The organism is Aestuariivita sp., from assembly GCF_021404545.1.
Lineage (GTDB): Bacteria > Pseudomonadota > Alphaproteobacteria > Rhodobacterales > Rhodobacteraceae > Aestuariivita.
This window is the reverse complement of record NZ_JAAWWD010000061.1, coordinates 1-13,894: the sequence shown is the minus strand read 5'-3', so window position 1 is coordinate 13,894 and position 13,894 is coordinate 1. Positions and strand designations below refer to the sequence as shown.

Sequence of the window (13,894 nt, the reverse complement as noted above, 5' to 3'; positions counted from 1 at the left end):
CGCGCCCTCTATTCCGCGGCCACGACAGACCCGTCCTTGTCCCCGAAAAGCTTCAACAGCTCCTCCTCATAGGCAATGACGGGTTTGATCGCGCGCAGCGCATTGTAATAGTTTCGCGCCGAAACATGGTTTGCCGCCTCAATCAGATGGCCTCCGATCTCGACATTGAAAACCGGCACCAACCGGCCCAGGCGCTGCTGGATCTCCGGGGTGATGTCATCACGGATTTCCGGGCGCAACATGGCGGACTGGACAAAGAAATAGACCTCTTTGGTCGGGGTCGCGGCCTCGCTCTCATCCAGCAGATCGATCCCCCGGATCACATCGGCCCGGTTCTCGATCGTCAGGGTCTGACGGCGATCCGCATTCTGAATGACACAGCCGTTGATGATGAGCTTTTCATTCGGTTTCAGGGTCAGCTTCAGCCCCATTTCTCACTCCCCCTCCTCGCTCGCATCTCCGCTCAGGCCGCGAATGATGCTGCGGTTGATATCGATCAGCGGTTTGATCTTTTGGGTGCCGCGCAAAACACCGACCGAGTGTTTCTCGACCCACAGCGCCAGGGAAATCAGCGAGGCGCGCACCTGCGGCGGCAGCCCGTTCTCCTGTTCGGCCAGGTCGAATTTGAAAGCCAGCCAGATCTGCTCGTTCTTCCAGATCGCGTCGCGCACACCCCCGCTCAACGCGGCCAGCTTTTCTTCCTTGGTCTCCAGAGCATCGAAATCGGTATGCTGCAACAGCAGTGAGGTGGCCTCGGACAACAGCCGCCGCTCGATCTGGCGCGGGGCTTCGGTTTTGGCAATTGTCTGCCGATACGCATTAATGCCCATGGATGTTCCGCTTATTCTTATACCTGCTCTGGTCCGCAGACTATTCTTAGTGCGGTTAAGGGAAAATTTACGTTTTCAGTCCTTTGGGGTCAAAAACCGGATCCCCGAGTCTTTGTGAAACTCTGTTGCGCGGATGCATCTATTTGAAAGTGCTACAAGAATACGCGCGGCGTTACAGGCCTGAGTCTTCGATCAGGTCAATCGTCTCGTCGACCCGCTCCAACCGGCCCGATGCCGCGTCCTGCCGTAACGGCAACAGCGGTTCGGGCGGCTCCAACAGGCTGTTGGCCAACCCGGCAATCCCTTCAGACGTCGTCAGCTGGGGAAACGACTGGGCAACCTCTCGCGCGGTCTCTTCATCGCCCACCCGATGCGCCGCGATCAACAGATAGGAGGCATCGCCCAGACGGAACTGATCGGGATAATCCGACAACAGGCGCTGGTATTGCACCATCGCATTCGCCCAATCCTGACTGACGAACAACGCCTGCCCCCAGCGGCGCAGGCTCTCGGCATCCGGGGTGGCCACGAATGTCCGCAACAACCCGTCAGTATCGCCCAGCTCGGACAGAACCTGCACCCGCAATTTGTTGATCCCGTCACGGAGCACCGGATCGCCGGTCGAGGTAATCTCGTCCAGGCTGTCCAGCGCCTGCCCCCACAGGCCCGCCCGAGCCAGGGCCAGGGCAAGCTTCTTGCGAACCGCATCCACCCGCGCGGGCTCGATCTTGGCCCCGGTCACATCGTCAAGCGCCTCATAGATGCTCAGGGTTTGCTGATATTCGGATATGGCAAGATAGGTCCCGCCCATCTTGAACACCGCATCGGCCAGCATTTCGTTGTAATCCACAAAGCGCGGCAGAAAACGATAGGCCGGCAACAAGAACTGATGCACCTCGAACCAGTTGGCCAGGGCGATCTCACCCGCCGCCCCCCTGCGATAGACCACGTCGAGATGGCCGCCGACCACATCCTTGGCGGCGGCGGCTTGCGGCGAATTTGGGAACCGGGTCAGAATGCGCCCATACGCCTTGAGCGCGGTGATCGACTCGCCCAGCAGCCCGTTCACCTGCGCCTGCCGCTCCAGCACGGTGATCTCGATCTCGTCGCCGCGCCACGATCCCGCCCCGGCCGACAAGACATCGCGCGCCGCCAAAAGCGCACCGGAACTGCCATCTCTCATCGCCAGATCGGCCAAGGCGATCCGCGCGCGCGCGGCATAGCGATCCCAGCCGCGGGATGCCTCGAAATAGGCCTCAAGCGCGGATTTGACGTTGCCGAGGTTTTCATCATGACGCCCTTGCAGGAAAAACGTGCTGGGCGTGTCCACCAGATCCGGCACCGTTCCGATCAAGGCCAGCGCCGTCTCGGACAGGGGCAGGTTGCGCAGGCTGATCGCGGCCTCGGCGACCAACGGCAAAAGGGCACGCGCCACCGGGCCGCTCTGAAACGTCAGTCCCACCAGCCCCTCTTGCAGGTGGTTGTCCAGTTTCGCACCGTCGCCGATGGCAATTCCATTCAGGCTCAGCCACAGCCCCCGGTCGGGGCGGATCGGGTCGGTCAGCGGCGAGGTCGCGATTGCCGCGACCGGCTGTCCTTGCAGCAGGTTCACCGCATCACGCAGCGCGGCATGGCGCGGTGAGCTTGCCCAGGCGGTCTCTCCGGCGGCCCTGACAAAGCTTTCGGCTTCGACCGTCAGCATCTGGCTCAGATAAAGCTCCGCCAGATCCAGCAGAACCGCGCCATGTTCCTCCGCATGCGCTTCGCTCAGCGCATTCACGCGGCTGACCATCGCCTCGAAAAACGCGTTGTCGGGCCAGCGCCGCAAATCCATCGCCGGCAAAAGCGTGATCCCGTCCGCCGCGCCGTCATCCAGGTCCAGCCACGCCGGGTTCTGCGTAACCGGCTCCACCGATGCCGCCTGGGCATGCAGGCCGGTCGGTAGGCTCGTCCCGATCAGGACAAGAATGGCCATCGCCTGTTCTATGATCCGCCGACGCAACAACACGCTTACTTTGCTTTAACCTATTTTTACTTGCCTCTATACTTATAATACTCGACATTAATCTTGCAATATACGATCAGGAACCAAGTACCCGCCGATCTCTTGCAAGAACAGGACGGTTTCATGAGCAGTGCAAATCATGTCTCGCTTTCGCTGGCCACCGTCCTGGAGCGCAGCCTGAATTCGACTGCGCACAATATCGCGAACATGTCGACCTCGGGGTTCAAGGCCAGCCGCCCCTTGCTGGATTCCCTGACCCTCCCCACGGACTCGTCGCTGGGCAGTTCCATCAGTTTCGTGCAGGACAAGGGGAACTATCTCGACCTGACACAGGGCGCGATGGTCAAGACCGACAGCCCGTTCGATGTCGCCCTTTCGGGCCCCGACTGGTTTGCCTACCAAGCCCCCGATGGCACCGAAGCCTTTGGCCGCGACGGGCGCCTGGTGATCTCGTCCGAGGGTGAGCTGACAACCACCACCGGGGCCGCGATCCTGGATGCCGATGGCAGGGCGATCACCCTGCCGCCCGATATCGGCGCAACCTTTACCATCGCGCGCGATGGAACGATCACCGACACCGATGGGGGCGTGCTGGGTCAGATCGGCACCTTTGCGATTGAGACCCCGAACGCGCTCAGCGCGATCGGCGGCGGGCTTTACATCCTGCCCCCGGGCGCCGGGGGCCGCCCGGAACGGTCCGATGCGTCGGCTGTCGTTCAGGGCTTTGTCGAACAAAGCAACGTGCAATCCACGCTTGAGGTCACCCGCATGATGGACATCCAGCGCGCCTATGAGCGCGCCGTGCGGGTGCTTGAGGAAACAGATCAACTGACGCAGACCGCGATCCAGAGGATCTCGCGCAGCGTCTAGGCAGAAACCGAATTTGGGAGAGGCGGAATGAAAGCACTGGGAATAGCGGCCACCGGCATGGCAGCACAGCAGACCAATGTCGATGTGATCGCCAACAACATCGCCAATGCCAACACCACCGGTTTCAAAAGCGGGCGCGCGGCATTTCAGGACCTGATCTATCAGTCAAAGGCGCAGGAAGGCGCGCTGACCTCGACCGACGGGACCACCCGGCCGGTCGGCATGAATGTGGGGCTGGGCGTCCACAGCACCGGGCTGGTTCGGCTCAACAGCCAGGGCGGGCTGCTGGAAACCTCGAACCCGCTGAACCTGGCGCTGGATGGCGACGGGTTCTTTGTCGTCAACCGGCCCGACGGCAGCCAGGCCTATACCCGCGACGGCAACTTCCAGCTGAATGCCGAAGGCCAGATCGTGACGCTGGACGGTTATGAAATCGACCCCGGCATCGTGGTGCCCGCCGACACCCGCGAGATCGCCATCAATCAGGAAGGGGTCGTGATGGCCTATCTTGCCAATGACGCCGATCCGACCGAACTGGGCCAGCTCACCCTTGCGACCTTTGTCAACCAGGCCGGGCTGAAACCCATCGGAAGCAACCTGCTGGAGCAGACCGGCGCCTCGGGCGATCCCACCTCCATCCTGCCCGGAGAGGACGGCGTGGCCGTGATCCGGCAGGGGTATCTTGAGAACTCCAACGTGAACATCATCCAGCAGATCACCGATCTGATATCGGCGCAGCGCGCCTATGAGATGAATTCCAAGGCCATCGAAACCGCCGACCAGATGCTGTCGACCGCCAACCAGATCCGGTGATGTCATGATCCTGCTGCCCCTCCGGTCTTTCGTCCCGCACGGCATCGCCCTGCTCTGTGCCGCGCTCTTGATGATCGGGTTTGCAGATACGGCGCGCGCGACGGCCGTGGCCGATCTGGTGGCCGAGCGGGCGGTTCTGGATCTGGGTGTCGAAATGCCCGCAACAGGACGGTTCGAGGTGATGATGCCCGGCGACGCCCCCACCCAGGGCGTGATGATCCGCGAGTTTTGGATCGACCATCAGACCGGCCAGTTCATCGCCAATCTGGTCACTCAGGAGGGCGGGCTGCGCCGTATCTCGGGCCTGGCCATCCTGAAAATGCCGGTCCCGGTGACCAGACGGCGGCTGTTGCCGGACGAGATCATCACCGCCGAAGACATCGAGATCACCGAACTGCCCTGGCAACGGGTGCACGCGTTCGCGGTGCTGGAGCCGCGGGATTTGATCGGCAAGCAGGTCAAACGCCTGATCGCCCAGGGGCGCCCGGTCCAGCTGCAATCGGTGATCCCGCCGATCGTGATCGCGCGCGGCGACGAGGTCAAGATCGAGCTTCGGCACGGCGCATTGCAACTGATCACCACCGGCAAGGCGATCAGCGACGCCCATCTGGGCCAGGAGGTGCGGGTGGTGAACCTGTCCAGCAACAAGACCATCATCGGCATCGCCCGTGGCGACGGCATCGTGGAGGCACGAAATTGACCCCAAACAGGTTTTCCCAGGGCGCACGCGCCGCGACGCTGGTCGTCCTGGCCGTTCTGGCCACGGGATGTTCCCGGCTCCAGGACATCCGCAATCCCCAGACCAGCCCGCTCGTGATCGACGGGCAATCGGTACCCGAAGTGGCCAGGATCTCGATCCCGATGCCCGAGCCGGAGCCCTATGTCCGTCCGCAACGCGCCGAAGCCTCCAGCCTCTGGAGCACCAGCACCCGCAGCTTTTTCGGCGACAGCCGGGCCGAGCGTGTGGGCGATATCCTCACCGTGATCATCGAGATCGAGGACGAAGCCGATTTGTCCAACGAATCCGAACGCAGCCGCAGCGCGACCCAAACCGCTGGCAGCCCGACATTTTTCGGCTATGGCGGCAAGATCGACCGCATCCTGCCCGGCATTTCCGAAAACGACCTGCCCGCGGGCGACATCGTCGATCTGGGCTCCAGCTCGGGCACATCCGGCGAAGGCTCCATCCGGCGCAACGAAAAGATCAGCCTGCGCGTGGCCGCCACCATTATCGAAACCCTGCCCAACGACAATCTCGTGATCGCCGGGCGGCAGGAGATCAAGGTGAACTCCGAACTGCGCGAATTGCGCATCGCGGGTGTCGTGCGCCCGGTCGATATCTCGTTGCGCAACACGATCTCCTATGACCAGATCGCCGAAGCGCGCGTGGCCTATGGCGGACGCGGACAGATTTCAGCGGTGCAGCAGCCGCGTTACGGTCAGGACGCGCTTGAGGTGATCCTGCCCTATTAGGACCCGACGTGGTGAAAATCCTCCTTCTTTTGCTGGGACTTGCAGGCGCGATGGGCGCCACAGGCTATGCCGTCGGCACATATCTCTCGCCCCCGGCAGCAGACGACGACACCATCCTTTCGACCGCAACCAACGAAACGCTCTACAAGCTGCCATTGGGCCGGTTCACCGTGCAGGTGATCAAACCGTCGCGGTTTTTCAACATCCGGTTCAACATGGATGTCTATATTGCCGGATCGGCGAATTTCGAGCGCATGAATGGCGGGCTCAGCCGCAGCCGGATGCGCGAAGACGCGATGCGGCATCTGTCGAACATGGTTGAAACGACCCTCTGGGTAGAGGAGACCGACCAGGCCGAACTGGACCCGGACGCGCTGGCACTGACCCTGGCACGCAAGCTCTATCACAGTTACCCGATGGTGCGATCCGCGCGGATCACCGATATGGCCACCTCACGCGTCGACCGCTGAGCGTCAGCGGACCGACCGGATGTTACCGGACGCCACGTATTCATCTCCCGCCATCAGATAGATCAGCTGACCCCCGGCCAGGTTCACCTCCTGAATTTCGGCATCTCGGAAGAGGGCGGTCTGCACCGCATCCCCATCCGCCGTGGCCGCGGTCAGCTTGATCGTATAGACGCCCGTCAGCGCCGCATCCTTGGTGTCGGTCAGCCCGTCCCATTCCAGATCATGCTCGGTTCCGATCTCGCCGGGCAGGTTTTCAATGGTGCGGACCAACTGGCCTGTGGGGTCATAGATCTCGGCCTTCACCTCAGTGGCCGTGGCCCCGACCCGGTAGGTCATCGTGCCCCCATCCGCCTCCAGAATGATCTTGCCGGAGGGGAAATTCCCCTCCTGCCCGACCAGGTTCGCGCCCGAGATCAGGGCCATCGAATCCAGTTTGGCCGACAGGCTCGCCAGACTGACATTGGTCTGCGCCGTCTGCTCTACCTGCGTCAGCTGGGCCAATTGGGTCACGAATGTCGAGCTGTCCATCGGCTCCAACGGATCCTGATTGCTGATCTGTGCCGTCAGCAATTGCAGAAACGTCGTGTAGTTCTCCTCAAGCTGGTTCTGCGCAGCCGTGCCACTGGACGAAGCCGTGGCCGCAGTCTGGTTTGTTGCTGCGATGTCCATATCTACGCTCCGATCACGTCATGATATCCAATTGCCTGCCATCGATAAGCGGGGCGGCCTGCCCGCTTGGACCCGCGGCGACCGTGGTCTCACCGGCCGAGGTTTCGCCTTGCGAATCCGTCAATCCGCCAGTGTGGTCCCCACCCTGCCCGGCCGGTTTATCCTCAAAACTCAGCGCGCCGCCATTGCCCATGGCCAGCATATCGGCCAGCGGTTCGCGCATCTCGCGCAGCGCACTCAGGACCGTGCTGTTCTCGGCCCGGATCACGACAGTCAACGCGCCGTCCCGGTCGCTGCTCACCTCAATGTCGATTCCGCCCAGACCGCGGGGGCTCAGCTCGACCCGGGTCAATCCGTCGCCAACCCGCGCATTGCGGATCTGTGCGGCGATTGCCTCGGCGAACCGCGATTGTGTTGGCGTCCCAGGCACGGCCTCGGCGGTCCGGGCGCCGCCACTTGCCCCGTTCGCAGCCTCCGCAACAGGCAAAAGCGCGGCAAACCGGGGCGCCTCGACCGATCGGCGCGCACTCGCCTCCCGAACGGTCGGCTGGCCCAAGGACGCAATCGCCGCCGTAAGGGTTAGCGCCTGCGAGAGGATCTCGGCCTTTGCCGGCGCTGCCGCAGACGGCTCTGCGACGCGGGCAAATTCAAGATCAGGCTGCACCGGGCGCGCGTCGACCGCCCTCTGCCCGGGCACCTTGGGAGCCGCGATAACCGCCCGCACCCCAATCTCGGCCGCCGAAACGCGCGGCCCAGTTCTTGTGTCGCCCGGTGATTGGGTTCCTTGCGCCCCCGCCGACGGGGCAAGGGCATGGTCCCGTCCCCGCGTCAGCCCGTGAAATCCGGCCTCCGGCGCACCCGCCATCGGGGTGACACCCGGCACGGCGATCTGTTGTTGCATCGCGGCACCCGGCGTGGCCGCCCCGGCCCCGGGCAAGGTCTGCGCCAACGCGCCCGGCATCGCCGGATCGGCCGCCGGGCTGTTTGGCGTGGGCACGCTCAGCCGATCCGGCCCGGGCGCCATCGCCATCTGGCCAGGCCCTGGGGAGGTCCGCTCCACCCCGTCCGGCACGGCGGCGGTCAGAAGGGTCTGCGCCACACCTTGCGCCCGATGGATCAGGCCAAGCAGAGCCTCGACCGCGCCGCCGGTCGGCGCGATGCCGTCCAGAGGGGCCTCGACACCCTGACCCCAAACCGATGGATCCACCGAGTACCGCTCCTCCAGCGCGCTCACCAAACCGGCACCTGTCGCCTGCTCGAACCCGGCCAGAGCGCTGGCCACCGCCTGGCCAACCGTCTCGACAGTCCCGGTCGGATCGGCAAACTCGGCACTGTTCAAAAGCACGGTTTCCAGCGTTTGCAACCGCATCTGCAAGGTGTTGAGAGCCTGCGCTTGCCGTGCGTTCGCCGGGGTCGGGACACGCGCCGGTTCCCCCAGCGCCGGCGCCGTCATGCTGGGCGCGTTGGGCCAAAAGCCACGGCTCTCGGATCCGCTCTGCGACCGTGCCGTACGCAGACCCGACAGCAGCTCGGTCGCACGCGACCGGGCGTCTGACACATTGGCTGCCTCACTCATCTGGATGCTCCACCCTAACCGGGAGTCCCTGGGCCGCGCCCGATCGCGCGCGCCCCCGTTCGGTTGAAAAAGACCATCAATCGGGCGTTCATGGAAGAACTATTTGATTAAACGCAGGTTAACAAAGATAAGCGTCGTTCTGGTCTTGGCGTTTCAAGGATCACGAGGCCAATGGCGCCACGTCCGCCACCGCCAGATCTTGCGACCGGTCCGACAGCGTCACAGGCTCCGCCACGCTTTCATCCTGCGCAACCGCCGCTTCGGCGACCGAGGTCAGCACCCGGCCCAGGTCACGACCAAGCTCTGTGGCACTGACCTCGGTGGCATCCGCCAATGCCGCAGGCTCCAGCAGGATCACCGAATTGACCGGCACGTCGAACCCCAGTTCCTCTGCCAGAACATCGCCCAGCTGGATACCCGGCAACAGCTCGACACTGTCGGCAAAGGCCACCGGCCCGCTCAAACCGGCATGCGCCACCAAAGACACTGTCGGAACCGTCAGAATACCATCGAGCAATGTCGCCAGCGGCGATCTTTCGTCCTCTTCGCGCGGCTCGACAGCGCCTGACCAAATACAGGCCAGCAAGTCAGTTCCCATCATCATCCGTGCCCCCACACAGTTTCGGTTCTTGTTCCCCGAAGATAGGCGATTTCGCCAATTGGTTGAACACTGGCATTGTAAATCCAGCACCGCCCACAGATCCCTGCATGGCAGGCTGTCTGCGAAACCGACGACGCCCGTGCCTCCCGGCGGCCGCGCCCGGATGCACGCTAAGCCTTTGATTTTCCCAAGAACGGAACCGATATGTTGGAGACGTTCAGCGAAAAAAGACTATATTTAGTCTCTAACCACAGCATTCAGTGCGCGCTGGCATCGTAAACGCGATTTTACAATTAAGCACTTGACCTGTGAAGGACTTTCGAAAACCAGACCCTGTTTCGCCTGTTTAGGGCCTATTCCGGTGAGGCGCCCGAAGGGGTGCCATGCCATTGACGCAAGGTCCGTCGACTCACCGGCGCGCCGGTCAAGCCGTTGGATGCGTCAGGGTCAGTTGATATCCTGCCGCGCGAATGGTCTGCACCGTCAGGGCATTGCCATAGGCGGTTTCCAGTTTCTTTCTGATCCGGGCCACATGGACGTCGAATTTGCGATCACCATAGGTCCAGGGCGCTCTGTCGATCGCCAGGCTCAGCGCGTCCCGTGACACGATCTGGCCTTCATGCCCCATCAGAACGCGCACCACCTGTGCTTCGATATCGGTCAGTTCCGCCCGGTCCACGATATCGGCCGCAAGCTCCAGAGTTCCGATCCGGCCCGCATCCAGCGTGAACAGTTTTCCAAGCCGGGATCGCAGACGATAGGCCAACTCCTTGAGCGAGAACGGCTGGTGCACCACCTCGTCGGCACCGGCCTCGAACAGGGACACCGCAGCGTCCGACCCGGCCTCATCCATCAGGGCCAGAACAAACGGCTTTGGGTCCAGGGCTATCGCGGCGCGGATCACCTCAAAGGCGGGTCCATCCGGTTTGCGCAGGCCCAGCACCACCATGTCCGGGGCCGACACCGACGGCAGGAGACGGGCCGCCTCACACAGATCGGACACGGCCCGCGTTTCGCATCCAAAGACGACGGAAAAGAAATGCGTCAAAGACAGGCGCGCGGTCAGATCGTTTTCCGCAAGGAAAACGCCAACCGACGCGGGGTGCGGCGAGCTGTTGGCCATGTTCGAGTCCCAGTCGGTGCTGTCGTGATGCGGTGGCGTCGCCCCCCCGGACCCTCCAGCCTGTTATTCAAGTTCCGGTCATAGTGCCGGATTCTGTTCCAATACGAAGCATGATCACACCAAACGGCCAAAGCTCGCAAGTCTTGACAGGCCAGAATCAAAGCATGACGCCACGGCCCCCAATCGTTAACCAAATATTCACCAAATAATTCCTATTCTTGTGATGGTTTTTGGCAAAACCTTAACTACCCCCGCACTATGTTCTTTCCAAAGCGCAGAATGCGCGACCAGCCTCTCAAGAACAGGAGTTGAGAATTTGGCAAACCTAAGGGATCCCAAGGTCAGTCGGCGCGCCGCCAAGGACGCGGCCGAACGCTTGCGCCTTCTCACCCTCTTGTTGAAAGACGAAGATACCCTGACCCACATCCTCGCCGAAGCGGACAAAACCATCAGAGACACCAAAACGACAACCGCCCCTCCCGATGACACTTCCGAAGGCCGGCGCCCGCACGGGTCACGCCGATGTCTCTATAACTGACCGCGTGACCCATGGGCAGGCGGGATGTTCTTGCCGGTTGATAAGCAAAGAACCACCATTGCAAGGTTAGAACAGGCAGTTCGCTTGACTCTTCCGCATTGCGAAACCTAAGGATTGATAAATATTATTCTTCCGGTGTTTTAGCAAAGAATAGAGCAGGACATGGTATGGTTGAAAACAACCTGACTGATTTTGGCAAACATATGCCCAGCAGCGGCAGAGACGCCAAAACCTCGGCCATCGCCCAGGTTGCCAGCGCCTTTGCAGCCAAGGAAACCTCGACCGTCGCCGAGATACTGGAACTGGTCGATGGGCTGGCCCGGGCGTTCTCCACCGCGCAGCTCGGCGCCCGAACCCAGCCCGCGCAGGCCTCCGAGGTCAGCCCGTTCACCGCCGCGGCGACCCCTGCGGTCCCGCTCGACAAGGCCGTGCAGCAGGACAAAGTGTTCTGCCTGTGCTGCGGGCGCGGATTTACCATGCTCAAACGACATCTCAAGGCCGAACATCAACTGACCGAGGATGAGTATCGCGCCAAGTTCTCTCTGCCTCAGGATATGCCGCTGGTCGCGCCTGCCTATTCCGCGCGCAAGGCCGATTATGCCCGCAACTCGGGTCTGGGCAAGCACAGCCGGGACGTGACCGACCGCGCAAACAGCTAAAACTTTGGATTTCCACAATTTAGCCCCAATATCGTCCCGCCCTAACCAAGGTTGGCGACCACTACTTATCCGCGTCGGGAGGGCTATGCTCACCGACACAAGACCGGAAAACCGGCACGGATGAGGCAGGCAGAATGGCTGGAAAAGCGCGGACGACCATTATCAAACGGGTCGTGGACGATGACGATCATGGACACCATGGCGGTGCATGGAAAGTCGCTTATGCCGACTTCATGACAGCCATGATGGCGTTTTTTCTGCTATTGTGGATCCTGTCCTCGTCAGACGAGCAGAAATTGCGCGGCATTGCCGAGTATTTTACCGATGCCACCCAACCCGGCGGCATGGGTGTGCTGGACGGCGCATCGCTGGGTCCGCCCGGCACGCTGACCGCCTCGAACGGGGCGATCCTGGCCCGCGGATCCGAGTTGGGCAAGGAAGACCAGACCGTCATCGCCAAATGGGAAGTGCGCGACGTCACCCCCACGTCGGAAAATCAGGACAACACCGTCGGCGCGACCCAGGGCGCCTTCGCGAACCCCGCCAGTGGCGGCGCGGCCGAAGCTTTTGACGCCGCGGTCAACCGCGACAAATCAGGCCTGCGCGCCGGGGCCGGAACCGCTGCGGACGCGGCCGACAGCACCGACACCAAACACGCAAGCGCGACCCATGGCGCCCAGACCGGCGGCACCGCCGAAGACAGCCACAAGGCGGATGACGCGCGTTTTGAAGCGCTCCAGACCGAGCTGCGTCAAGCCATGCAGAGCAATCCCGACCTGCGCCCGCTGATGCAGAACGTGGTCTTTGAACGCACGCCGCAGGGTCTGCGTATCCAGGTCATCGACCAGGAAGGCAAACCGATGTTCGCCAGCGGCAGCGCCGAGATGCTCAACGCGACCCAGGCTCTGATGGGTAAGCTGGGCCAGTCCCTCGCGCAATTGCCCAACCGCATGGTGATCACCGGCCACACCGATTCCGTCCCCTTCGCGGGCCGGGCGAATTACGACAACTGGGATCTTTCCACCGACCGCGCCAACGCCACCCGCCGCACCTTGCTGAATGCCGGCGTCGCGCGGGCCCGCCTTCTCAGCGTGACGGGCAAGGCCTATACCGATCCGCTTGTCGCCGAACGGCCCGACGATCCGTCGAACCGCCGCATCACCCTGCTGTTGTAGTATTCCGACATGCCGAACCCCGCCCAGGGCCCCATGCCGGACAGCGCGACCCCACCGGCCCTGCAGCCCGACATGCAGGACCAGCGGCTGGATCAGGGCACCGACGTGACCGTGCTGGATGACCGCACAATGGAAACTCTGCGCAGCGTATTGCGTTAACCGCTCTGCGCAGGGCGTGTCGGTGCCGGGTCCAGCGACCCGGTCTGAAACTGGCTCCAGTCGATTGCCCCGGTGGCCTCACCACTCGTGCCCACCGGGGCCGCTCCGAACTGCATCCCCACCATGAAAAGGGCAAAAACCGTCGCAATCCCCGCAGCCCACATCCGCCAGGGCGTACTCAGCCGCCCGAACAACCCGCGCCCCGCCACCGGTTTCGCAGCGGGCTTGGGCGCACCCTCCTCGCGGGGCGCGGATTTCAACGTAACGAACAAGAACCCATGCTCGAAACTCAGCCGCGCCTCACCTACATTGCCCGACAGGATATCGTGCAGCCCCGCGGGCAGGTATTTCAGCCCGACCACGATCCGCCCCGGCAACGGCCTGGGCTGGCCCGCGATCAGATCGCTGTGAATGGCGATCATCCGACGGTCATCCCGGACAAAAATACACCCCGGATTGCTGACCACCACCTGGCCGCCGATACAGCCCGGCAGATCGATGGATACCCAGCCATCGCGCGCCGGATGAATGACACAGTGCTGCGGTGCTGCGTCCGAAACGCGGATTTCCTCAACCGACTGGAATCCGGGACCGGGCCGCGGCGCGAGATCGACCTGCATGAACCGGGGCAACGCAACCTTGCCCGCATCCCGCTTTGGCGCCTCGCGGGGCGTGACCACCGGTTGAGGTGGCGCAGGCTTCGACGCCACCTCAACCGGTCTTTTGCGCCTGGCCGGGATGTCGATGAGCTCCTCGGGGCTCTGCAAAAACCGCACCGGATCCAGCCCTTCTTCCAGCGCAAAGCTATAATTGACCGAATAATCCGCTGCTTCCTCGACGATTTCAGGCGAATTGCGCACCAGCGCCAAAAGGGGGTCTGATCCGGGAGGGGGCGGGATAGTACGCTGTGCATTGTTGGCATCTTGCCCGCCA

At 62.6% G+C, this 13,894-nt stretch carries 15 protein-coding genes and 1 pseudogene; 8 read left to right on the top strand and 8 right to left on the bottom strand.

All coding sequences use genetic code 11. The features are described from left to right. Positions 1 to 8: 8 nt before the first annotated feature. The 3 genes from HEP69_RS18590 to HEP69_RS18580 all read right to left on the bottom strand — a co-directional run bounded on the left by HEP69_RS18590 (position 9) and on the right by HEP69_RS18580 (position 2,805). Entirely contained in the window at positions 9 to 431 is a 423-nt protein-coding gene (locus tag HEP69_RS18590) for a flagellar biosynthesis repressor FlbT (RefSeq protein WP_290559995.1), read from the bottom strand. Between the two features lie 3 nt (positions 432 to 434). Continuing rightward, positions 435 to 830, bottom strand: coding sequence for a flagellar biosynthesis regulator FlaF (gene flaF, locus HEP69_RS18585; RefSeq protein WP_290559994.1), 396 nt, complete (start codon positions 828 to 830; stop codon positions 435 to 437). Positions 831 to 1,002: 172 nt separating this feature from the next. Then, positions 1,003 to 2,805, bottom strand: a complete 1,803-nt coding sequence (locus HEP69_RS18580) for a tetratricopeptide repeat protein (RefSeq protein ID WP_290559993.1) — start codon at positions 2,803 to 2,805, stop codon at positions 1,003 to 1,005. 153 nt (positions 2,806 to 2,958) lie between these two features. Between HEP69_RS18580 and HEP69_RS18575 the strand changes: the two genes are divergently transcribed. From HEP69_RS18575 to HEP69_RS18555, 5 genes are read left to right on the top strand one after another with little or no spacing between them, the layout of a single operon-like run. After that, a complete protein-coding gene (locus HEP69_RS18575) occupies positions 2,959 to 3,705 on the top strand; it encodes a flagellar hook basal-body protein (protein WP_290559992.1) in 747 nt (248 codons plus the stop codon). A gap of 27 nt (positions 3,706 to 3,732) precedes the next feature. Beyond that, complete coding sequence (flgG, locus tag HEP69_RS18570) at positions 3,733 to 4,518, top strand: flagellar basal-body rod protein FlgG (protein ID WP_290559991.1); 786 nt, start codon at positions 3,733 to 3,735, stop codon at positions 4,516 to 4,518. A 4-nt stretch (positions 4,519 to 4,522) separates the two neighbouring features. Further along, complete coding sequence (flgA, locus tag HEP69_RS18565; RefSeq protein WP_290559990.1) at positions 4,523 to 5,218, top strand: flagellar basal body P-ring formation chaperone FlgA; 696 nt, start codon at positions 4,523 to 4,525, stop codon at positions 5,216 to 5,218. Beyond that, positions 5,215 to 5,991, top strand: a complete 777-nt coding sequence (flgH, locus tag HEP69_RS18560) for a flagellar basal body L-ring protein FlgH (protein WP_290559989.1) — start codon at positions 5,215 to 5,217, stop codon at positions 5,989 to 5,991. The genes flgA and flgH overlap by 4 nt, the downstream gene beginning before the upstream one ends. 11 nt (positions 5,992 to 6,002) lie before the next feature. Then, positions 6,003 to 6,461, top strand: coding sequence for a hypothetical protein (locus HEP69_RS18555; RefSeq protein ID WP_290559988.1), 459 nt, complete (start codon positions 6,003 to 6,005; stop codon positions 6,459 to 6,461). Between the two features lie 3 nt (positions 6,462 to 6,464). On the opposite strand, the gene HEP69_RS18550 is transcribed toward HEP69_RS18555, so the two are convergent. From HEP69_RS18550 to HEP69_RS18535, 4 genes are all read right to left on the bottom strand, one after another. After that, entirely contained in the window at positions 6,465 to 7,130 is a 666-nt protein-coding gene (locus HEP69_RS18550; RefSeq protein ID WP_290559987.1) for a flagellar hook assembly protein FlgD, read from the bottom strand. A 13-nt stretch (positions 7,131 to 7,143) separates the two neighbouring features. After that, a complete protein-coding gene (locus HEP69_RS18545) occupies positions 7,144 to 8,706 on the bottom strand; it encodes a hypothetical protein (protein ID WP_290559986.1) in 1,563 nt (520 codons plus the stop codon). Positions 8,707 to 8,866: 160 nt separating this feature from the next. Next, the gene (locus HEP69_RS18540) at positions 8,867 to 9,307 is read right to left on the bottom strand and encodes a hypothetical protein (RefSeq protein WP_290559985.1); all 441 of its coding nucleotides are present in this window, start codon (positions 9,305 to 9,307) and stop codon (positions 8,867 to 8,869) included. A gap of 424 nt (positions 9,308 to 9,731) precedes the next feature. After that, the gene (locus tag HEP69_RS18535) at positions 9,732 to 10,430 is read right to left on the bottom strand and encodes a response regulator transcription factor (protein ID WP_290559984.1); all 699 of its coding nucleotides are present in this window, start codon (positions 10,428 to 10,430) and stop codon (positions 9,732 to 9,734) included. A gap of 705 nt (positions 10,431 to 11,135) precedes the next feature. Here HEP69_RS18535 and HEP69_RS18530 point away from each other — a divergent pair. The 3 genes from HEP69_RS18530 to HEP69_RS18520 all read left to right on the top strand — a co-directional run bounded on the left by HEP69_RS18530 (position 11,136) and on the right by HEP69_RS18520 (position 12,961). Next, a complete protein-coding gene (locus HEP69_RS18530) occupies positions 11,136 to 11,627 on the top strand; it encodes a MucR family transcriptional regulator (protein WP_290559983.1) in 492 nt (163 codons plus the stop codon). Positions 11,628 to 11,761: 134 nt separating this feature from the next. Next, entirely contained in the window at positions 11,762 to 12,802 is a 1,041-nt protein-coding gene (locus HEP69_RS18525; protein ID WP_290559982.1) for a flagellar motor protein MotB, read from the top strand. 9 nt (positions 12,803 to 12,811) lie between these two features. After that, complete coding sequence (locus HEP69_RS18520; protein WP_290559981.1) at positions 12,812 to 12,961, top strand: hypothetical protein; 150 nt, start codon at positions 12,812 to 12,814, stop codon at positions 12,959 to 12,961. On the opposite strand, the pseudogene HEP69_RS18515 reads toward HEP69_RS18520, so the two are convergent. After that, a pseudogene (locus HEP69_RS18515) lies at positions 12,958 to 13,894 on the bottom strand (hypothetical protein); the annotation flags it as partial. The gene HEP69_RS18520 and the pseudogene HEP69_RS18515 overlap by 4 nt on opposite strands.